This window comes from Sphingobium sp. R-21, assembly GCF_049913335.1.
Classification (GTDB): domain Bacteria; phylum Pseudomonadota; class Alphaproteobacteria; order Sphingomonadales; family Sphingomonadaceae; genus Sphingobium.
In genome coordinates, this window is sequence record NZ_CP184375.1 from 221,491 (window position 1) to 241,333 (window position 19,843).

General features: G+C 59.6%; 18 protein-coding genes and 1 pseudogene. 6 read left to right on the forward strand and 13 right to left on the reverse strand.

All coding sequences use genetic code 11. From position 1 onward, the window contains the following. The 4 genes from ACN9MX_RS15855 to ACN9MX_RS15870 are packed head-to-tail and all read left to right on the forward strand — an operon-like array spanning window position 1 to window position 3,292. The gene (locus ACN9MX_RS15855) at window positions 1–786 is read left to right on the forward strand and encodes a sulfite exporter TauE/SafE family protein (RefSeq protein ID WP_363832663.1); all 786 of its coding nucleotides are present in this window, start codon (window positions 1–3) and stop codon (window positions 784–786) included. Window positions 787–798: 12 nt separating this feature from the next. After that, window positions 799–2,193, forward strand: coding sequence for a cytochrome ubiquinol oxidase subunit I (locus tag ACN9MX_RS15860; RefSeq protein ID WP_363832662.1), 1,395 nt, complete (start codon window positions 799–801; stop codon window positions 2,191–2,193). Then, entirely contained in the window at window positions 2,190–3,188 is a 999-nt protein-coding gene (gene cydB, locus ACN9MX_RS15865; RefSeq protein WP_363832659.1) for a cytochrome d ubiquinol oxidase subunit II, read from the forward strand. Before ACN9MX_RS15860 ends, cydB begins: the two co-directional genes overlap by 4 nt. Next, window positions 3,188–3,292 carry a DUF2474 family protein gene (locus ACN9MX_RS15870; protein WP_363736689.1) on the forward strand — a complete coding sequence of 35 codons (105 nt, stop codon included), beginning with the start codon at window positions 3,188–3,190 and terminating at the stop codon, window positions 3,290–3,292. Before cydB ends, ACN9MX_RS15870 begins: the two co-directional genes overlap by 1 nt. Before the next feature lie 16 nt (window positions 3,293–3,308). On the opposite strand, the pseudogene ACN9MX_RS15875 reads toward ACN9MX_RS15870, so the two are convergent. From ACN9MX_RS15875 to ACN9MX_RS15910, 8 genes and pseudogenes are all read right to left on the reverse strand, one after another. Further along, window positions 3,309–3,431, reverse strand: a pseudogene (locus ACN9MX_RS15875) (integrase); the annotation flags it as partial. Between the two features lie 200 nt (window positions 3,432–3,631). Then, window positions 3,632–4,195 (reverse strand): mechanosensitive ion channel domain-containing protein, encoded by a 564-nt coding sequence (locus ACN9MX_RS15880; protein ID WP_363736691.1) that lies wholly within the window; start codon window positions 4,193–4,195, stop codon window positions 3,632–3,634. Beyond that, on the reverse strand, window positions 4,195–4,869 hold the full coding sequence (locus ACN9MX_RS15885; protein WP_363832657.1) for an FABP family protein: 675 nt from the start codon (window positions 4,867–4,869) through the stop codon (window positions 4,195–4,197). Before ACN9MX_RS15885 ends, ACN9MX_RS15880 begins: the two co-directional genes overlap by 1 nt. Window positions 4,870–4,936: 67 nt before the next feature. Next, window positions 4,937–6,358 (reverse strand): phospholipase D-like domain-containing protein, encoded by a 1,422-nt coding sequence (locus ACN9MX_RS15890; protein ID WP_363832654.1) that lies wholly within the window; start codon window positions 6,356–6,358, stop codon window positions 4,937–4,939. A gap of 19 nt (window positions 6,359–6,377) precedes the next feature. Next, complete coding sequence (locus ACN9MX_RS15895) at window positions 6,378–7,601, reverse strand: molybdopterin-dependent oxidoreductase (protein ID WP_363832651.1); 1,224 nt, start codon at window positions 7,599–7,601, stop codon at window positions 6,378–6,380. A gap of 855 nt (window positions 7,602–8,456) precedes the next feature. Continuing rightward, window positions 8,457–8,762, reverse strand: coding sequence for an alkylphosphonate utilization protein (locus tag ACN9MX_RS15900; RefSeq protein ID WP_363736695.1), 306 nt, complete (start codon window positions 8,760–8,762; stop codon window positions 8,457–8,459). Between the two features lie 109 nt (window positions 8,763–8,871). Beyond that, window positions 8,872–10,530: a SulP family inorganic anion transporter gene (locus ACN9MX_RS15905; RefSeq protein ID WP_363832648.1), complete on the reverse strand. Its 1,659-nt coding sequence runs from the start codon at window positions 10,528–10,530 to the stop codon at window positions 8,872–8,874. After that, complete coding sequence (locus ACN9MX_RS15910; RefSeq protein ID WP_133655018.1) at window positions 10,530–10,850, reverse strand: helix-turn-helix domain-containing protein; 321 nt, start codon at window positions 10,848–10,850, stop codon at window positions 10,530–10,532. The genes ACN9MX_RS15905 and ACN9MX_RS15910 overlap by 1 nt, the downstream gene beginning before the upstream one ends. Window positions 10,851–10,982: 132 nt before the next feature. Between ACN9MX_RS15910 and ACN9MX_RS15915 the strand changes: the two genes are divergently transcribed. After that, on the forward strand, window positions 10,983–11,477 hold the full coding sequence (locus ACN9MX_RS15915; protein WP_363832645.1) for a DUF983 domain-containing protein: 495 nt from the start codon (window positions 10,983–10,985) through the stop codon (window positions 11,475–11,477). Here the strand turns inward: ACN9MX_RS15915 and ACN9MX_RS15920 are convergent. Further along, on the reverse strand, window positions 11,389–11,793 hold the full coding sequence (locus ACN9MX_RS15920; RefSeq protein ID WP_363832642.1) for an EAL domain-containing protein: 405 nt from the start codon (window positions 11,791–11,793) through the stop codon (window positions 11,389–11,391). The two genes, ACN9MX_RS15915 and ACN9MX_RS15920, sit on opposite strands and share 89 nt — an antisense overlap. A 675-nt stretch (window positions 11,794–12,468) precedes the next feature. Here ACN9MX_RS15920 and ACN9MX_RS15925 point away from each other — a divergent pair. Then, window positions 12,469–13,116 carry a prolyl hydroxylase family protein gene (locus ACN9MX_RS15925; protein ID WP_363832639.1) on the forward strand — a complete coding sequence of 216 codons (648 nt, stop codon included), beginning with the start codon at window positions 12,469–12,471 and terminating at the stop codon, window positions 13,114–13,116. Window positions 13,117–13,348: 232 nt separating this feature from the next. Here ACN9MX_RS15925 and ACN9MX_RS15930 read toward each other — a convergent pair whose 3' ends face one another. From ACN9MX_RS15930 to ACN9MX_RS15945, 4 genes are all read right to left on the reverse strand, one after another. Then, window positions 13,349–16,039, reverse strand: a complete 2,691-nt coding sequence (locus ACN9MX_RS15930) for a TonB-dependent receptor domain-containing protein (protein ID WP_363832636.1) — start codon at window positions 16,037–16,039, stop codon at window positions 13,349–13,351. Between the two features lie 91 nt (window positions 16,040–16,130). Next, a complete protein-coding gene (locus ACN9MX_RS15935; protein WP_363736702.1) occupies window positions 16,131–17,786 on the reverse strand; it encodes a hypothetical protein in 1,656 nt (551 codons plus the stop codon). A gap of 247 nt (window positions 17,787–18,033) precedes the next feature. After that, window positions 18,034–18,414 carry a tetratricopeptide repeat protein gene (locus tag ACN9MX_RS15940; protein WP_363832633.1) on the reverse strand — a complete coding sequence of 127 codons (381 nt, stop codon included), beginning with the start codon at window positions 18,412–18,414 and terminating at the stop codon, window positions 18,034–18,036. A 596-nt stretch (window positions 18,415–19,010) separates the two neighbouring features. Beyond that, a complete protein-coding gene (locus ACN9MX_RS15945) occupies window positions 19,011–19,739 on the reverse strand; it encodes a TetR/AcrR family transcriptional regulator (RefSeq protein ID WP_363832630.1) in 729 nt (242 codons plus the stop codon). Window positions 19,740–19,843 lie beyond the last annotated feature (104 nt).

Consider the following 19,843-nt stretch of genomic DNA (forward strand, 5'->3'; position numbering starts at 1 on the left):
ATGCTGGAGCCGATGCAATATGCCCTTGGCGGTCTCTCGGGCGCGCTCGTCGGGTTCGTGCTCGGGCTCGTCGGCGGCGGCGGATCGATCCTCGCCGTGCCCTTGCTGCTCTATCTCGTGGGGATCCGCAATCCGCACGAGGCTATCGGCACCAGCGCTCTGGCGGTCGCGGTCAACGCGCTCGCCGGTCTCTGGAACCATGCCCATGCCCGGACGGTGAACTGGCGGTGCGGCGGGATCTATGCGGCGGCAGGCGTCATCGGCGCGCTCGGCGGCTCGACCCTCGGCAAGAGCATCGACGGACACAGGCTGCTCTTTCTATTCGCTATCCTGATGGTCGTGGTGGCGTTCCTGATGTTCCGCGGACGCGGCGATCAGGGCATAGAAGGCGCGCAATGTAACCGGGAGAACGTTGGCAAGGTGGTTGGCTATGGTCTCGGCACCGGGGCATTTTCCGGCTTTTTCGGAATTGGCGGGGGTTTCCTCATCGTACCGGGCCTGATTGCGTCGACACATATGCCGATCCTGCGCGCTATCGGCACTTCGCTGGTGGCGGTCGCCGCCTTCGGCCTGACCACCGCGCTCAACTATGCTGTTTCTGGCTATGTCCTGTGGGGCCTCGCCAGCGTTTTCATCGCGGGCGGCATCGTCGGAAGCATCATCGGCACACGCACATCCCAGGTGATGGCTGCCGAAAAGGGCCGATTGAACAGCCTGTTCGCGATCTTCGTGCTCATTGTCGCCATCTACATGCTATTCAAGAGCTGGTCCGCACTCGCCAGCTGAACGGGGACATCCATGGACGCCATCATTCTTGCGCGGGCGCAATTCGCCTTTACGGTCAGCTTCCACTTCTTGTTCCCCGCCTTTTCCATCGGGCTGGCAAGCTATCTGGCGGTACTGGAAGCCCTGTGGCTGAAGACCGGCAAGGGCGTTTATGCCAATCTGTTCCGCTATTGGCTCAAGATTTTCGCTGTCGTGTTCGGGATGGGCGTCGTCTCGGGTATCGTCATGTCTTACCAGTTCGGTACGAACTGGTCGGTGTTTTCCGATAAGGCAGGTCCAGTTATCGGGCCGCTGATGGCCTATGAAGTACTGACCGCTTTCTTCCTGGAGGCCGGCTTCCTCGGCGTCATGCTGTTCGGAATCAACAAGGTCGGGCGCAAGCTGCACTTTGTCGCTACGCTAGCCGTGGCGCTGGGGACCTTTATTTCCGCCTTCTGGATCCTGGCGGTCAACAGCTGGATGCAAACGCCGACTGGCTATGAGATCGGCGCCAACGGTCAGTTCCTGCCCGGGACAAGCTGGCTTGCGATCATCTTCAATCCCAGCTTCCCCTATCGCCTGTTCCACACGGTCCTCGCGGCCTATCTGACGACCGCCTTCATCGTCGGCGCGGTGGGTGCCTGGCATCTTCTCAAGGACCGCGCCAATCCGGGCGCGCGCAAGATGTTCTCGATGGCGATGTGGATGGCAGCGATCGTTGCGCCGATCCAGATCTTCGCCGGCGACATGCACGGACTGAATACGCTCGAGCATCAGCCGGTGAAGGTCATGGCAATGGAGGGCCATTACCAGAGTCACCCGCACGGCGCTCCGCTGATCCTGTTCGGCATCCCGAACAGCAAGGAACAGCGGGTCGACTACGCCATCGAGATACCAAAGGCCTCGTCGCTGATCCTCAGGCACGAACTCGACGCGCCCCTGAAGGGTCTCGACACTGTACCGAAAGCCGACCAACCGCCCGCCGGCATCGTCTTCTGGGCCTTTCGCGTCATGGTCGGCATTGGGTTTGCCATGCTCGCAATCGGGCTGTGGAGCCTCATCGCGCGCTGGCGCAAGGCGCTTTACGACTGGCCGATGCTGCATCGGTTCGCGGTCCTGATGGGACCGTCCGGACTTGTCGCCGTGCTGGCCGGCTGGGTGGTAACCGAAGTCGGGCGCCAGCCGTTCACGATCTACGGCTTGCTAAGGACGACACAGAGCGCTTCGCCTCTGGATGCTCCCGCCGTCGCCTCGTCGCTGCTCGCATTTGCGATCGTCTATTTCACCGTCTTCGGCATGGGCATCTGGTATCTCCTGCATCTGATGAAGAAGCCGCCCCAAGCGCATGAAACCCCGCCCGATGACGCACCGATCCGCAGCGCAGGCATCACCCCCGCCCCAGCTATCATCGAGGGAGCTTCGGCATGATCGATCTCACTGTCATCTGGGCTTGCATCATCGGCTTTGCGATCATTGCCTATGTCGTGATGGATGGCTTCGATCTCGGCATTGGCATCCTCTTTCCTCTCTTCAAGGTCGGCCAGGACCGTGACACCGCGATGAATAGCATCGCGCCGGTGTGGGACGGAAACGAGACCTGGCTGGTGATGGGCGTTGGCGGTCTGCTCGCTGCATTCCCGCTAGCCTATGCGATCATCCTGCCAGCGCTTTACGCGCCAATGATCGCGATGCTGCTGGGACTCGTCTTTCGAGGTGTCGCCTTCGAGTTTCGATGGCGCGATCCGGCGCACCGCGCCTTCTGGGACAAGGCGTTCACCACCGGCTCGGTCATTACCACCTTCGCGCAAGGAATTGCGCTTGGCGCGCTTCTTCAGGGTATCACGGTCAAGGGTCGCAGCTATGCCGGCGGCTGGTGGGAATGGTTGTCACCGTTCAGCCTGCTGACCGGCATTAGTCTGCTGGTGGGCTATGCCCTGCTCGGTGCCTGCTGGCTAAATTGGAAAACCGAGGGCGGATTGCAACGGCAGGCGGTGACCTATGCCGGTCGACTGGGCATCGGCCTTCTGATCATGATCGGCGCAATCAGTCTCGCGACCTTGGGGCTGGAGACAAAATATTATCAGCGTTGGCTGAGCTTCCCCGGCATAGTGGCGACGGCGCAGGTGCCGCTTGCCACAGTGATCATGACATTGCTCTTCTATCGCAGCCTGCGTCGGAAGCGTGATGCGCAGCCATTCTTTTGGGCGCTTGCCTTGTTCGGACTTTGCCTCGTCGGCCTTGGCATTTCGATCTGGCCCGACGTAATTCCAGCGCGGGTGACGATCTGGGAAGCGGCCGCGCCTCACCGCAGCCAGATGTTCATGCTGGTGGGGGCCTCGATCATGGTGCCCGTCATCCTGGCCTATACTGCGTGGTCCTATTGGGTGTTTCGCGGCAAGGTAGGGGCGGAGGGCTATCATTGATGCCGCTTTGGCTGTGCCGGCTTGGATGGTTCGTCGGAATTTGGGCGACGAGCGTTCTTGCGTTGGCGCTGGTCGGAGGAGTGCTCCGCTTGTGGTTACGCTGAATGGCCCCTCGCCAAGAATGCCGAGATAGCGAACCATGTTCTCGATCTTGCTATGACCGAGAGGGATCTGGACGGCACGAAGGTTCCCGGTCGCCCTATAGATGATCGACGCCTTCGTCCGGCGAAGTGAATGGCGTCCGGCGAAGTGAATGGGCGCCATACTCACTTCGCAGCTTGCCGATGTAAGACGGAGGAGTTTCCTTGAAGCCTGTGCCGACCAGAGCCGGGCGTTCCGGGATAGATGTCCGAATGCCTGCTCCTGACAGACGCCCCCGTTCCCTCATCGTGAATTAGGCGATCGACCAAGCATTCCGAAAGCTGAGGCGGCGATCACGGCTCTCATGCGCCATCCTTCTCGCTGCGTGGCAGTTTGATCATTGTCTGCTGCGCCATCGTGCCATTGGCTATGATGATCTCGCGGCCATCATCCGTGCGCAGGATGGTGAAACCCAGCGTGATATCCTCGACAACACCGACGTCGAATTGATCCTTATTGGGCGCGACGACCTGCAATCGGTCCCCACGGCGGAATGGCTTGTACAATACAAGGCTAACGCCAGAGACCAGATTGCCCAGCGTCGTCTGGGCGGCGAAGCCGACGATCACCGACATCAGCCCGACCCCGGCGAGCAAGGCGGTGCTGAGACGGTTAAGCGCCGGAACAAGATGGGCGTACAGCGCGCCGATCAGCAGCCATATGATCAGGATTGCCAGGTGGCTGAGAAACGAGATCGTGATCTGGTCGATGCGTTCGGACCGGTCATGTGCGATGAGCGTCGTGAAGGCGCGTCGCACCAGCCAGGAAATGAGGATCGCGGCTCCGATCAGCAGCGCCGCAAGAATCACCGCGCCAAGCCAGGTCCTGGTGTCGAAATAGTGAAACGTCGTCGCGGCTCCCCCCATCAGCCCGGCCCGCCGGCCTTGGCACGAACGATCCTGAGCCAGGGATTGAGATCGGCATCGCCCACCTTCTTAAGGCTGCCCGTGTCGCGGTGGGTGAACGGCTCGTTGCGGCCTTTGACCATCAGCATGGTCTCGCTCGTATATGTCCAGGAGCCATCTGCGGCAAAATCGATTTCGAGCATGTAGCTGTCGGTCCGGAACGCCTGCTCCAGAAAGTCCGTGGAGCAGATGCCATAATCGGTCTGGCCGCGAACGGCTTTCACTTTCAGCGTCATGTCGTCCTTCCCGGCTTGTCCACATGCGAGCGCGACCTGGCCACGAGGGATAGCCAGTGTCTGCATGATGAGGCCGGTTGCAGGCTCCCACAGCCAATAGCCGATCTGGTCGTGGAAGGTGATGTCCTCTTCGCGCGTGCCGATATGGGTGTGGTAGCGCAGGCCGTAGAGAAGTTGGGGGCCATTCGTCTGGGGATCGATCGGCTGCATCTCGACCCGCTCAAAATATTGGCGCTGCTCCGGGCCGTCCGCCTTCGGATTGAGGTCATTGCCCTTGTCGCCTTCCCATATTCCGGCCAAACGCCTCAGCGGGCCGAGATTGGCGAGGGTATCCGGATCGACATTCTCCGGTTCGGTAAAGATGTCCTTCGGGATCGGCGTGCCAACCATGTGCGTCATACTCCGTGCTTCGACGAACCATACTATCGGGATCCAAATTCCGGGAGAAGCGCTAGCTGACCGGACGTCAAATCAACGGACCGAGCGATGCAAGCGCATTGCGCCAGATGCGGGTGTGCAGAGGGAGGGCTTCTGTCTGACCTCGCGTCACCGGCCGCGCCGAACGACCATATTCCTGCTGGCGCGCCCGCATCGCGGCGGTGAATTCCTTGTCCCGCACCATGATGTCATTTTCGAAATTGAGGTCGAAGCTGCGAAAATCGAGATTGGTCGACCCGAAGAAAGTCAGCTCGCCATCGACGGTCAGGATCTTTGCATGGAGGAGGCCGCCATCGAACTCCTGGATCCTGACACCCGCATCGAGCAGTCGCGGATAATAGGCTCGGCTCGCCGCGCCGACGAACCAGGAATCATTGCGATGCGGCACGGTCAGCGTGATATCCACGCCCGCCATGGCCGCTCCGATGATGGCTTCCGATACGACATCGCCCGGCACGAAATAGGGGGTCGTCATCATGATTTCACGGCGGGCCTCGCCCACGATGCGGGCAAGGAGCTGGGCGGTCACACCCTTGTCCGTCGTCGGACCCGTGCCAACGACCTGAGCCGTGACGCCGGTTTCGACAGGATCGGTGCGGTAGTCCCAGGGGGTCAGGTCGATCGGTCCCTGTTCGAACCAGGATTGCGCGAAGAGGAGGTCCATCTGCCGCGCCACCGGCCCCTCGAACCGGGTCATGACATCGACCCATGGCGCATATCTCGGCTTGGGTGAGAAGGCCGGATCGGCGCAGTTCTGGCTGCCGCAATGGCAGATAGCGCCGTCGATGATCGTGATCTTGCGATGATTGCGAAGATCAGGCCGGCGAACGAGCACCGTCGATAACGGATTGCCGATGGGCAAGGCCGCCATGGTCTCGATGCCCGCCGCGCGCATCGCCTGCCAGACGGTGGATTTAAGGAGCGCGCCCGATCCGATCGCGTCCACTCCGGCGCACACGCGTACGCCGCGCCGTGCCGCCCGGATCAGCGCTTCGGCGACCGCCCGGCCGGTGCCGTCATCCAGCCAGATATAGTAGAAGACATGGACGAAGCGCCGTGCCGCATCGATATCGGCGATCAGGCGGGCGCGCTGCCCGTCCGGGCTGTCGAGCAACTCCGCGCGGTTGCCATGCGTGACGCCGAACCCGTTGATGGCGCTGGCAAAGCCGCTGGCCGGTCCCTGGGTGACAAGGTCATGCGGCTCGCCGCTGTCCAGCACCATTGGCCGGGTCGCAAGTTCGGCCTCGCGATGAGCGGCGCCTTGCGGGCCATCGAACCGGATGCGGCCGAACAGGAAATAGGCCAGCGCGCCGAGGACAGGCAGTACGAAGAGAGCCAGCGCCCAGGCGATCCGTGTGGTTGCGTTGATGTCCGGTCGCGCCAGTATGTGCAGCAGCGTCGCCGCGACGATCGCGGTGTGGAGCAGCGCGGCAAGGCTTATCAGCGTCATCGGGCCGCCCGAGCCATTCTCACGCCAGCCGGATCTTTACCGGGATCGACTTGATGCTACTGTCGGGCAGCGTGGCACGGGCCATGCGGCAGACGATCTCCACTTCGGACAGACAGTCCGGGCTGGCCGGATCGAGCACGCCGCGCGAGGCGGTGACCTTGGACATGGCGTCCTCGATCGTGACGAACTGCTCGCCCGCCTCTGTCTCGATGCGCTCGGACCGGGAAATGACCGGCAGGATCAGCGCCTCCTTGCCATGGACCACATGCCCGCGATTGAGCTTGGTCGAAATGCCGACGGTCAGGTCGAGATTGCGCATGGCTTCATAGGTGCGCTCGGTGTCCGGAACGGCGCGCACGAAATTGCCGCCCATGCCGACGAACAGTTTGGCCGTCCCCGCCCTCATCGCCTTGACGGCATCGACGGTGTGATGGCCATGCTCGCGCGGCGGATCGAACCCGGACACATCCCGGACGCGATCGAGATATGCGGCGGCAGGCTGCTCGTCGATGCCGACGGTGCGATCGCCCTGGACGTTCGAATGACCCCGGATCGGCGCGATCCCGGCGCCGGGCCTGCCGAAGTTGCCACGCAGGAACAGCAGGTTGCAGACCTGCTGGAGCAACCGCGCGCCTTGCTGGTGCTGGGTCAGCCCCATGCCGTAGCAGATGATCGTCGCGCTGGACCGGATGTAGATCTCGGCACAGTGCCGAATCTGTGCCTCCTCGATGCCGGACACGCGCACGAGATCGTCCCAGTTTTGCGCCATGGCATCGGCGCGCACCGCATCGATGCCGGTGGTGTGCATATTGACGAACATCCAGTCGATGACCTGCTCGCCGGCTGCATCCCGCTCGAACAGGATCTTCATCATGCCTTTCAGCAACGCGATATCGCCGCCGATCCTGACCGGCACATAATCGCTCGCGATCCTGGTCGAGCCGAAGGTCGCCATCTCGATCACGTCCTGCGGCGGCGTGAAGCGGATCAGCGCGCGTTCGGGCATCGGGTTGATCGCGATGATCGGCACGCCGCGCCGCTCAGCCTCGACCAGATCGGTCATCATGCGGGGAGAATTGGTCCCCATATTCTGGCCGATCACGAAGATCGCTTCGGCCTTGGCCCAATCGGCCATGGTGACCGTGCCTTTGCCGACGCCGATCGAATGCGGGAGGCCCCGACTGGTCGGTTCGTGGCACATGTTCGAACAGTCGGGGAAGTTGTTGGTCCCGAATGCGCGCACGACGCTTTCGCGCCATTCTCACAAAATTCAAGCGTCTGGGTGCAGTCGGGGTCGGGATAGGCGCAGCTCGGGCATTTGAACCCGCCGGGCTGATTCATGGAGAGCAGCGCTTTCGATCCTTTAGTGACCACGCTTTCCTGCATCAGGACTTTTGTCGTAGCAGCGGCCGCACCCCAACCGCCTGCCGGCTTGTCGTAGGGTTCGTAACGAGGCTGGTCATCGGCCATGAGCGCGCTCCAGATGGTGTGCGACTGACAGACTAGGGGATCATGTTCATTCGTCGCAATGAAATCCCGCTCACATGTTATTGGAGCGATAGGATTTTGGTCGCACCAGGGATCGACATGGACGATGCTTTGATACTGTCTGAGCGGACCGAAACTTGAAGAATGGGGGTCTCCCAGGCTCGTCAGACGTTTGCGTACGCTAGGCTTGGCTAGCGGTTATCGAGCTAGGGCCCGATCCCGCATTCCGCAGATCTTTGGGAGGAGTTCCCAGCCAATCTCACCCATTACCAGGATGACTGGCGTCAAGGATCGAATTTCGGGTGTCGCCAAGACCCGCCATTCCTGCTCATATCCGCGAACGGCAGGATTGTCCCACGATCCGGCGTTCACCTTCGGCGAAACCGACCCCTTGTAGCCGTTCAACCGCCGATTTTCGTTCCTGCGTCCAGACGGTCCGCTAATTGGGTTCGATTGCGCGCCGGTACTCCCGGTTTATTCACTCACAGCGCTTGGCGAGTTGATGATCCGGCTGCGGCGATCCCGTTCCGGGTCCTTCCCCTATATCGGCGGCGTTGCCAGCACGGTGGGCTTCCTGTTGATGCTCTGTGTCGGACAGTTTGCTTCATGATCAGGTGCGTTTCCGAACAAACTCCGCTCGCAGCACCAGTCCCTTAATGCCATCATATTTGCAGTCGATTTCCTGTGCGTCGCCGGTAAGTCGGATCGACTTGATAAGTGTGCCACGCCGCAGCGTCTGCCCAGCACCTTTGACTTCCAGATCCTTGATCAATGTGACCTGATCGCCATCGATGAGTATGTTTCCCACGGCATCACGCACCTCGACCCTCTCGGCTTCGGCATGGCGCACTGCCAGTTCCGCTGCTGGCATCCATTCCCCGGTTTCTTCGTCATAGACATAATCTTGGTCGTTCATCTGCTTCTCCTGATAATGGACCGTCGTCACGTTGGGCCTGCGCATTTCGATCGACAGCGCACAAGCCTGCCCCCCGCGTTATGCGCATGAGTTGAAAGTTCCCGGCATGTCAGGCTTCCTCGACGATCTTTGCGGCGGCGATGAGCGCCTCTGCATAGTTCGACGTGTAGATGAGCTTGCCCGATGACCGGCCAAGGCGTGCGCGTTTGAGCATGGCGAACGGCTGTGGCCTTATACCGGAGAGGATTACACGCGCGCCGGAAATGCGGGCTTGTTCGACAAATTCCTCCAGCGCCTGCACTCCGCTGGCATCGAGCAGCGGGACCAGGCGCATGCGCAGGATAAGGACTTTGGGCGACGAACCGACCCGCCTCAACGTGTCCAGCAGTTCGCCGGCGACCCCGAAGAAGAACGGCCCGTTGATCCGGAACACCTCGACGCCGCGGGGAAGCGCATCGCGTTGGTGCATGTCCTCTGCATCCAGTTCGGACTCTTGCGCGATCCCCGCGTCAACTTCGACCGCTTCGGCCATGCGCGCCATGAACAACAATGACGCGAGCGCTACGCCGACACCGATTGCGACTGTCAGATCAACCAGCACCGTCAGTCCGAAAGTCAGCAAAAGTACCGCACGATCGCTGTTCGGCATACGCAGAAGGGCCACGAAACGTTTGTACTCACTCATGCCCCAGGCGACCATGAAGAGGATTGCAGCGAGCGCCGCCATCGGCACATAGGCCATCAGGTCGCTGGCGAAGAGGATGAACAGGAGCAGAAAAGCCGCATGCATCATTCCCGCAACAGGCGTCTTTGCTCCAGAACGGATGTTGGTCGCCGTGCGTGCGATGGCACCGGTCGCCGGCAGGCCGCCGAAGAGTGCCGACCCCAAATTCGCCACGCCCTGGCCGATCAACTCCTGATCGGAGCGATGGCGTGTTCCGGCCATTCCATCGGCGACGACTGCGGAGAGCAGGGCTTCTATCCCAGCGAGGAAGGCGATCGTGAACGCGGAAGGGAGAACTGCGGCGACCTTGGCCAGGGAGAATTCCGGCAACGACGGCATCGGCAAACCGGCCGACATATCCGGGAAGCGCGACCCGATCGTGTCGACCGGCAGTTTGAGCAGGGCAACTGCGAGCGAACTCGCCACCACAGCGATCAAGAAGCCGGGCCATTTCGGCGCAAGCTTGCGCAGCATGACGATAACGCTAAGCGTGCCCACGCCGATGCCAAGCGTGACCCAATTGACGGTGGCGATCGCGCCAAAATAGGCCTGCCACCTCGGAATGAATTCAGCAGGGACATGCTCGATCGAGAGGCCGAGAAAATCCTTCACCTGGCTCGACCCGATGATCACCGCGATGCCAGCGGTAAAGCCGGTCACAACCGGGTGCGGGATATATTTGATCATCCGCCCCAGGCGAAGGGCGCCGGCGGCGATGAGGATCAGCCCGGCCAACAGCGTGGCCACCAGAAGTCCATCATAGCCGTGCTGGGCGATGACGTTGAAGATCACGACCACGAAGGCGCCGGTCGGTCCGCCGATCTGGACGCGCGATCCGCCAAGCGCCGAGATCAGGAAGCCCGCGATCACAGCGGTCACCAATCCCTTGTCGGGCGTCGCTCCACTGGCAATGCCGAGCGCCATCGCGAGCGGGAGCGCAACAATGGCCACAGTCAATCCTGCTATGGCATCTGCCCGGAAGCTCGCGACCGAATAGCCTTCGCGCAGCGTTGTGAGGAGTTTGGGCGTATAGGAGGCTGCCATCACCTGTCGGCTTCCTCAGCCGGTATCTTGTCGTACAGCATGGAGGACGACGACCGCCTGACGCCGCCACTGGCAGGTTCACGAAGGCGGACCCCGCGCCCGACGCCTGTGCTCGGCGCGTTCTCGCCCAACAGCTCAATACCGGCGCTCTCCAGCGCCATGATCACTTTAACCAGAGTCTCGACCACGCCCCGCACCTGGCCTTCGGACGCCTCCATCCGTTGGATCGTAGGGAGAGACAATCCCGCCAATTCGGCCAACTGACGCTGGTCCAAGCCGAGAAGAGCGCGTGCGGCCCGCATTTGCTGCGACGTGATCATATTTGCCTCATGATGTTTAATACATCAAATATCATTGTTAACAATTAATAGTAATATTGTATATATGGCTTGTGCAATCCAAGCGATCAAACTTTCCTGAACGATTCCCGGAAACCGCGGCCGTGATGATCAATGCCTGATTTCATGGTGTCGCCCTTCGACAATATGGGAGTCGATCCCGATCGGGTGAGTACGTCCGAGCCCGTGCTGACTGAGGCACTGGCGCTGCCCGTCACGGGTTGGGAAGCAACGATGCGCGGACTGCGTGGCCGATGTCCTCGATGTGGGGATGAGAGGCTATTCTCTCGATTCCTCAAGCCCGTTCCGCATTGCGCCCGTTGCGGACAGGACTGGTCGCATCAACAGACGGACGACTTCCCGGCCTATGTCTCGATCTTCCTGACTGGGCATCTGTTGGCGCCAGTGATCATCGCACTGGTGCACGATGCGCAGCTATCCGTGCCCATGCTCCTTGCGATCATCATGCCGCTATCGCTGACCCTGATGATCGGGCTGCTCCAGCCCGCCAAAGGCGGCATCATGGCCCTCCAGTGGTGGCTTGGCATACACGGGTTTCAAAGGGAGCGGCCGGAGACGACCGAAGCCGACGTCGAAATCCCTCAATGATGGTATGTCTGTTGATGACCTCGACAGGCAGTGCCTTGAACTGGATTATCGACGCAACGCGTGTCCCGAAATCGTCATAGGCGACCGGGAAACCGCCAAGCGACAGGAGGTGGACTTCCCGTCGGACCATGTCGGCATTGGCACGGTGAAACATGGATTCTGCGACCTCGGTCACAATCGCCCCGGGGTTGATTGCACGGCTCCTGAGGACCGCGATCACGTTCGGCAAAGCCGGGCTCAGCGAAATCCGCAGCGCGTGTGTCGATCGCAAGTTGACCGCAAGGCACCTTCTCTGCCTTCCATCGCGCAAATCCATTAACTCGACCCTTCACGGTCGTTCAGCGGCCAATTTTTTGGGACCTATATACCTAATTAGCCCCAGAAAACGCACCATCATTGCCCAAACGACTCGCGGAGACCATAAGGGGAATGGAGAACAATTATGCCATTCGCCCCACTTGCCATAGCCAATAGGTTCCTGGCGGAACATGGCGCAGAAAGCGGCGGCATTAGCCATATGAAGCTGCAAAAGCTGGTTTTCCATCCCAATCGTTGGTGGCTTGCTTCGCATGATGAACCTCTAACCACAGAGGCTCCGCAAGTGTGGAAGTTCTGTCCCGTGTTCAACTCCCGCTATAGCGCGCTTGCACCCTTTGGAATGCAGCCAATTGACTCGCCGCGCCGTACTGTTCCGATTGGGACAGCGCCGATTGTACCGATGATAAGAACGAAGTGAGGGAACTGCTGAAGTGGGCTTGGCAACGCTACGGTGGACGTTCAGCCGGCCAGCTTTCTGCTATGACGCACGTATCCCAAGTTCAATCACTCTTCTGCCAAAATAGTGCTCGGTAATTTCTGTTACTATAAGATAACATTTTTGCGGTTGTATGATGACAATCACCCTGCGGGAATTATCAAGGCTTGCATTTCGCGCGACGGGCAATAGCAAATCCGACTTCGCGCCATGGCGCACCCATCTTCAGGACAGAATATGGCCGACTGCATGCCTCCCTCTGCGCCCGACGCAGACCCGCTATGGATCGCCGGACATGCGCGTGTACAGCGCGTCCCCAGTCGCGACCTCACCCTGTTCATCCAGCGCGGCTTCCTCTCGCAGCAGGAATGCGCCGATCTGATTGACCGGATCGAAGCCTGCCGTCGTCCCTCCACCATAGCGGACGCCAATGGCGACAGCGCCTTCCGCACCAGTGAGACATGCGACCTTGACGACGGCGATTCCTTCATCGCCACCATCGACGCCAAGCTGGCCGACTTCGCCGGCATCAATCCTATTTATGGAGAGCCCATCCAGGGCCAGCGCTATGCCGTGGGTCAGGAATTCAAGGCGCATACCGATTATTTCGAACCGGACGGTCCTGACTTCGACAAATATTGCTCAGTCGCTGGCAACCGCACCTGGACGCTGATGGTCTACCTCAATGAACCCGGCGCGGGTGGCGCGACCCGCTTCCCCAAGATTGGCAAGACGGTGCAACCCGAAACCGGCAAGCTGCTCGCCTGGAACAACCGGCTAAGGGAAGGCGCATATAATCCGGCCAGCCTGCACCACGGCATGAAGGTGCGCAGCGGCGTCAAGCACATCATCACCAAATGGTATCGGGAGAAGCCTTGGCGCTGATTACATCTGAAGGAGGAGGACGACATCGTCCCCGCGCGCCGAAATACAGCGATGCAGCTTACGCAGCTGCTCGGCCGCGTAGGTCGCCCTCCGCCCCTCATTAGGGCAGGGACGACGACTTCCTTTCCCAGCCGCGTTGCTTGCCTCACGACGGAGGCCGCTTTGCAGGCAAGATTGACAGGCTATGGCCGATCGCTCACCGATCGGCCACGCCATGAGGAACCGAATAATATCAGAAAGTGGTCGACAGTGAAAAATTGAAGGTTCGGCCGATACGGTATTTATTGTAGATCACGGTGTTAGTCCCGTTGGACTGAGTTTCCTTATAGTTATTGCCGAGAATATTTCGGGCTTCAAACTTCACATCGAACTGCCGACCCGCCACGCGCAAGCCCTGTCGCGCGACAAAGTCCAGATTAAGGCCGGGATATTCATAAACATCAGGCTGGTTCTGATTGGCAAGGCCGCGGCTTGTCACGCGCTTGCTGGCATAGGAGAATATCAGTGTCTGCTGCGAGAGGCTTTCCTGATCCTCGACGCCAAGCTGGAAATTCACCAAATGGTCCGACTGCCCGGTTAGCGATGCGCCGTTTCGGAAATAGTCGGTCGCCAGAGTCGAGGACGCGCCGAAAACCGCCACGGCGTCATTCGGGCCGACCTTCAATTTGGACTTGGTATAGGTATAGTTGGCGATGGCAACCAATCGGCGGGAGGCGAAAAAGGGATCGCTTCCTACGCCCGACAAGTCGATATATTTCTGCAACTCGACTTCGCCCCCATAGAGATTTGCCTTTGGCGCATTGGCGAAGCTGGTGACGAAATTGTCTCCGTTGAGTGTGATGAAGGTCTCGATCGGCTTGTCGATCTTCTTGAAGAAGCCTGCAATCGAGAAACGCTGATCGCGCGCGAAATACCATTCGTAGCGCGCTTCCGCGTTGAAAAGTTCGCTATCCTGCAAATGGGGGTTGCCCTGGTACCGGCGGTTGCTGTCCGGATCGAAATAGAATTGATAGATCAACTCGCGGAATTGCGGACGAGCAATAGTCTTGGAAGCGTTCAGGCGAACCTGCATGTCTGCCTGAACCTGCCAGGTCAGCGTCGCGCTGGGCAGCCAATAATTATTGTTGAGCTGCGTGGAGGCGGTGCTGGCGCCAGGCGTGCTGAACACCTGTAACGGTGCGACAGCTAGCTTTGCTGTTTCATAGCGGACGCCGGCATCAATCGACAGTTCCGGCGTTATCTGCCAGTTCAGTTTGCCATAGCCCGCATGGTTTTTCAGTGTCGCACGGAAAGCCGGATTGCCTTCGTTCGTCTCAATCAAACCGATATTGAAATAGTCGACGATCCCGGGCGCCAACAGCAGATCGGGCCGCAACACCCCCACGCCCTCGGGCATATCGCTCGACGCGCGGAACTGGAAGTCGCGACGCGAGCTGGTGCGGTTGGTGCTGACATAGGCGTAGCCCACCGTCGCGCCCAGCGCCGGTGACGGTCGCCAGGTGAAATCCCAACCACCCGACCATAGATCTTCATTGAGGTCTGAATAGCTGACGGTGGCCGTCTGACCTGTATTGCCGTTCAGGCGGTTGATAAACAGGTTGCCGAAGGGGTCGGCATCCGAATTGGTGCGAATATATTCAAAGGACAGTTCGTCTGGTGCCTCGCGTTGCGAATTGGCGAAGCCGCCGCGCACGTCCAGACTGAATTCGGGGCTGAACTTGAATTCGCCCACCAGCTGAGTATCGATCAGCTGCCGCTCATACCAGGCCGTGTCCTGCTCCATGATGTCGGAGGTCGGCTGGGTCTGTGTATTGCCGATGCCGAGACGAGTATGCTTCAACGTGTCGCGAATATAGAGGTTCGTCCAGCGAATCTTGTTGTCGCCAAACTCCAGTCCCAAGCCCATGAGGGCGTTGACGATGATGCGGTTGTCGGTCGTGACTCGCTGAAAATCCGAGTTGAGCGCGGAAAGGTCCGGAGTAATCGAATTCTGCTGACGCTGGTCGCGTACGACCCACTTGTTGCTATAGCCAGCGGTTGCGATCACACCGAGCGTGGAACCGCCCAGATCGAACGAGGTGCCGCCCGCGATCGTTGCCGAATAATTGGGATCGAGATCGGAAATTCGCTGCACCGTCGCATTGCTGAAGCGAACGAGTTGGCCGGCAATTTCAGGCGTATCGACATTGCCCGAACTGATGCGCTCACCGCTGCGGAAAAAAGCTGCAAGTGCCGGTGGCAGATCGCGGCTGCCGTTGTCGAAACCGGTCCAGTCGCTTTTGCTGCCAAAGTAGCTGTAGCCCGGCTGGAAGCTGCTTTCGTCATTGGCGCCAATGCCGCCGCTGATCGTCACGAAGCTTTCTGCCGGGATGACGGTCGTGGTCAGGTTGATGACACCGCCGCCGAACTCGCCGGGATAGTTGGCCGAATAGCTCTTCTGAACCAGCGAGGAGGAGACGATATTGGTCGGGAACAGGTCCAGCGGGACGACGCGCTTCAGCGGCTCGGGGCTCGGCAAGGGCGAACCGTTGAGCAGCGCAAGCGAATAGCGATCGCCAAGGCCGCGGACATAGACAAAGCCGTTGCCGACCACGGACATGCCGGTCACGCGGCCAAGCGCACCCGCGATATTGCCGTCGCCCGTGCGCGCGATGTCCGCCGAGGACAGGATGGACACCACGGCTGGGACGCTCTTCTGGATGTTGGAGCCGCGCCGCCCAGTCACAATGATGTCCGAACCGGGGATCGAAACGTCGGGCGTCGCCTCGGCGGCGGAACGGCCGGGCTGTTCCGCCGGATCGGCCGATTCCGGTTGGCTGATGGTGGCATCGGCGGGCGCGGTCGCTTCCTGCGCTAGAGCAGCCGGCGCAACCAGCGCGGAAGAAAGAAGCAGCAGGCCCGCGAAGTTGAGCGGCGTCGCCATCGGAAGTCCCCTAATTTTATCAAGTGCAAGCATCGGGGCGGGATGCGGCCAGTGAAGACCTCATCCCGCCCCGCATTAGCTCAGGCCGGTTTTACAGCGGCACCGAGGTGCAGGCGCGGCGAGCGGTGCTCGTGTTGTCGAACGGCGCGAAGGCCGAGTTGCAGGTCCAGCCCGCGAACCAGGTGTCGTTCGCATCCTTGACCGCGCCGACATAGGTCGTCGTGTCGAAGAAGGCGTCCAGTGTCTTCGCGTCGGTCGCGGTTACGCCCGTCGTTTCGTTCGTTCCGTTGATGAACACGGCGCTTAGCGACGAGGTATAGGACACATTGTTGTTGTTGCCGGTGAAGAGCGACGCGACGTCGGCTGCGGTGTAGGCGGTCGAACCGCTGCCCGAACCGATGAACTTCGTCGCATTGCACTGCAGTAGAACCGAACGGGCCGTCAGCGTAGCGCGGGTGGAAGCCGTCCCGGTGCCGTGCAAGCGGACGCACTCATTATTCGGGGTGGCGACAATGCCGTTGACCAGCGTCAGGTCACTATTGCCGCGGTTCAGAATGGACGCCTGGTCATTCGCTTCATTATTGCTGCTGACATTGGGCTGAAGCGCTGTGAAGTTCGCCACAATCGTGTTCTGCCGCGGCGTGTCGCTTTCCAGGCCATTGCTGTCGATTTCCATCAGAGCGTCGCCCTGGCCTGGGCGTTGTACCAACAGAACGTACTGGAAACGCCCTTGGATGCCCGTGTCGGCGTCGAGGCTGTCATCGTCCGCCCCGGCCGCGATATAGTGCTTCATTCGCACGGTGCCACCGAAGAATTCCGCGCCATCGTCCGAGCTATTGAAGCTTTGGATATAGTCCAGCGTGGTGCCGCTGCCGATGCCTTCCCCGGTCAGCGCCTGGAGTTCGGTATTGGCGCCAAGCACATAGCCCGAATAGCGGATCTGCACATATTTCATGGTGCCCGCATTATAGGCGTCGTCACGACCGCCGAAAGTTGCCGGATCGGCCGAGCCTTCCGTCTGACGTTCGCAAGTGTCGGCAGCGACCGAGCCGCTGTTGCAGTCAGTGGTACGCGCACGGCCGAGCAGAACAACGCCGCCCCACTGACCGATCGAGTTTTCGGTGGCGTTACCGTTGAGATTGTCGCGACTGGTGAAGACAATCGGCAAGCTCGCAGTGCCGACTGCATTGATCTTGTTGCCGCGGTTGACGGCCAGCCAGCTAGTGCCGGTGCCACCATAAAGAACGACGCCAGGATCAATGGTCAACGTTACATTGGTATCGGCGGTCAGCTGACCACCGGTCAACGAGAAGCCATTGGCCGCAGTGCAACCGACGGTCGAACTAGTGAGCGGCGCTGATGCGGTTGGCGCCGCGAAACCGCTATCGCAGCCGACATCGACGCGGCCCTTGATCTGATAGACGAGCCCGGCGATCTTCGGCAAGGTGATGCTTTTAGCGATGATCGAAGGCAGCGTGCAGACGCGCCAGGTATCGCCATTGGAACCGGAAATGGTGCCTTCGTCAGCCAGCCCTTTGGGATCGGCGATTGTCGGACAGCCAGCGGCGGCTGTGATCGCAGTCGGGGTGGGAGTCGGCGTCGGCGTGGGCGTGGGCGTGGGCGTCGGGTTGATGATCACATTACCGCCGGTACCGGGCGAAGCGATATCATCGGCGCCACAGGCGCTCAGTGCGGCGCACGCACAGCTCGCCATTAAAAGGGTGTGAAAACGGTTATGCTTGGCCATGAGGTCTCCGCTCCGGCTTGAGCCGGTTTAAAATTGGTTGCGGAGCGCAAGGGGAAAACGAATCGGACAACGCCCCCTGTCGCCCTGGCTGGAGCACCTAGGCGTCATAAAAGACAAGGAGGTTTCACCGAAATGACAGATCAGAGAAATTAAGATGACAACTTTATGACGCTCGATCAACTCAGCGCCAAGTGGCTTCTATGAAACATGCGCGCCACTGCGAAATAGGCGCGCCTTGCCAGTTGACTCAACGCATGGCGAAATTCGTCTTCAGACGCCGTATAGCATTGCGCGCAATTTCGCGCGAATAGCTTTGTCGCCCATCCGCCGTAATCAGAACGGTGTCCGGTGCGAAGCTAGCCGCTTGATAAGCATTTCGCGCGGACTTGAGTCTGCCCATGCCAGCATAAGCATTCCCAAGATTGATGAGACGCGCCGGATCATCAGCAAAATCAGAACGCAGCGACTCCAAGCGACGGGCCGCATCACGGTAATCGCCTGAAAGCAGCGCTGCCGATGCAAGACCACGATCAGAAACACCCACGACAATCGTCTCATCAGCAGCAAATGCCTCAGTCGAGCCTTGTGCCGCCAAGGCCAGAACAAGAATCGCCGCCACCTTCCTCATCGATATTCTCCAAAAAAATCTTTCTATTATCGCTATGAATATTGCAGAATCATGACACCATAACAAGACCGCTTCAGTCTCCGGTTCTATATTTTTTTGGCATTAAAACAGTGACATACTGCATTGTCTCACCAATGTCATAATACTGTAACATAATGATGAATGGCGATAACTCATGATTCGGGCGATCGCCGGACATCTTGGTTAGAAGTGCCGCGGCCGGAGGCGGAGAGGGAAACGCCAGGTACTGCTTTTCGCTGGGCAAACGTGCAGTAACGAAGGAACAAGCCCGGCCAAGGCCGACAGCCGCCGCCGCTATCGCCGGCACTAGATTATCGTGGGTCGGTCGGTTCAGGTCGACCGCAAACAGCATGGAACCTGCCGGAACCGTGATCCGCGTTCCCGGTGGGATGAGGCTTTCGACGAGTTGCGCATATTCGTTGGCCCTGCCGAGGCAATTGGGATGCGGTGTTCGCGGGGGCAAAGATCTGCACTTGGCTACTCACCGGCGACATTCGCGGCGGCCGCGGCGGGGGGAATGACGCCAATAGTAGAAATTTCACCATAACGAATGGATGACAGGTGAGGACTTGGTATTAGAGGTTCGGATGAAGAATCTTGTGTATGATTGCAGTCACTGACGCCATGTCATTCTCGGTTCCGATCTCGGAATCCGGGTATAGCCAGTCGTGCAGAAGGACGGAACCGGCCACCATTGCAAAGGCATAACGAACTGCCCGTCCCGGCTCGACTATCGGGACCGTTTGAGAATTGACGTGCTGCTCCCGAATTCTGTCGGCCGATCCGGATAATAAATCCGACAGGCTATATCCTATCTCACGACCAATTTCGCTCGATTTTATCAAGGCCTTCAAAAGGTCGCTATTCTTGCTGAGGAAAAGATAGGTTTCCTGCGCGCCGTGCAAGTTCCTTTCCCTGATATCCGGCGCCATCGAATCCAGTTCGGCATGCAGGTCATTTATCTTGTCACGAAAAGGCTCCACTATCGATATTCTAAATAATTGAGCCTTGTTGACGAAGTATTTGAACAGAAGCCGCTCGGATATACCTGCCAGCTCCGCAATTTTCCGCGTCTTCGCCCCGGCCATTCCTTTTTCAGCGAATTCCGAACGTGCGGCGGCCAGGATAAGGGCGCGGACCTCTTCCGTTGGCCTTCGACGCCGCCGTGCTGTGGCTGGCGGTTCGCCGGCTGTTGAAGGTCGAAGATTCATGCATTCACGTCCTTCCAATAGCTTTTTTTCCTGCTTCGGCCTTCGTGTCGAGGGCCCGGAAGCCTTGGAAAAATGCCTGAATATGCGGGCCATCCCCTGGTCCAGTTATTCCGGCACGGGCGTATAGTCCAGTCTGCGTCTTGACATGAAAGGAAGTGAATGCTTCACAAAGGGGCCGTCTTCAGTCGGCCCAAGAG

Bases quoted from the DNA above. Each gene is read 5' to 3' on its own strand.
- ACN9MX_RS15855 (WP_363832663.1), top strand. From the start codon at position 1: ATGCTGGAGCCGATGCAATATGCCCTTGGCGGTCTCTCGGGCGCGCTC.
- ACN9MX_RS15860 (WP_363832662.1), top strand. From the start codon at position 799: ATGGACGCCATCATTCTTGCGCGGGCGCAATTCGCCTTTACGGTCAGC.
- cydB (WP_363832659.1), top strand. From the start codon at position 2,190: ATGATCGATCTCACTGTCATCTGGGCTTGCATCATCGGCTTTGCGATC.
- ACN9MX_RS15870 (WP_363736689.1), top strand. From the start codon at position 3,188: ATGCCGCTTTGGCTGTGCCGGCTTGGATGGTTCGTCGGAATTTGGGCG.
- ACN9MX_RS15880 (WP_363736691.1), bottom strand. From the start codon at position 4,195: ATGGGGGGAGCCGCGACGACGTTTCACTATTTCGACACCAGGACCTGG.
- ACN9MX_RS15885 (WP_363832657.1), bottom strand. From the start codon at position 4,869: ATGACGCACATGGTTGGCACGCCGATCCCGAAGGACATCTTTACCGAA.
- ACN9MX_RS15890 (WP_363832654.1), bottom strand. From the start codon at position 6,358: ATGACGCTGATAAGCCTTGCCGCGCTGCTCCACACCGCGATCGTCGCG.
- ACN9MX_RS15900 (WP_363736695.1), bottom strand. From the start codon at position 8,762: ATGAACGACCAAGATTATGTCTATGACGAAGAAACCGGGGAATGGATG.
- ACN9MX_RS15905 (WP_363832648.1), bottom strand. From the start codon at position 10,530: ATGGCAGCCTCCTATACGCCCAAACTCCTCACAACGCTGCGCGAAGGC.
- ACN9MX_RS15910 (WP_133655018.1), bottom strand. From the start codon at position 10,850: ATGATCACGTCGCAGCAAATGCGGGCCGCACGCGCTCTTCTCGGCTTG.
- ACN9MX_RS15915 (WP_363832645.1), top strand. From the start codon at position 10,983: ATGCCTGATTTCATGGTGTCGCCCTTCGACAATATGGGAGTCGATCCC.
- ACN9MX_RS15920 (WP_363832642.1), bottom strand. From the start codon at position 11,793: ATGGATTTGCGCGATGGAAGGCAGAGAAGGTGCCTTGCGGTCAACTTG.
- ACN9MX_RS15925 (WP_363832639.1), top strand. From the start codon at position 12,469: ATGGCCGACTGCATGCCTCCCTCTGCGCCCGACGCAGACCCGCTATGG.
- ACN9MX_RS15930 (WP_363832636.1), bottom strand. From the start codon at position 16,039: ATGGCGACGCCGCTCAACTTCGCGGGCCTGCTGCTTCTTTCTTCCGCG.
- ACN9MX_RS15935 (WP_363736702.1), bottom strand. From the start codon at position 17,786: ATGGCCAAGCATAACCGTTTTCACACCCTTTTAATGGCGAGCTGTGCG.
- ACN9MX_RS15940 (WP_363832633.1), bottom strand. From the start codon at position 18,414: ATGAGGAAGGTGGCGGCGATTCTTGTTCTGGCCTTGGCGGCACAAGGC.
- ACN9MX_RS15945 (WP_363832630.1), bottom strand. From the start codon at position 19,739: ATGGCCCGCATATTCAGGCATTTTTCCAAGGCTTCCGGGCCCTCGACA.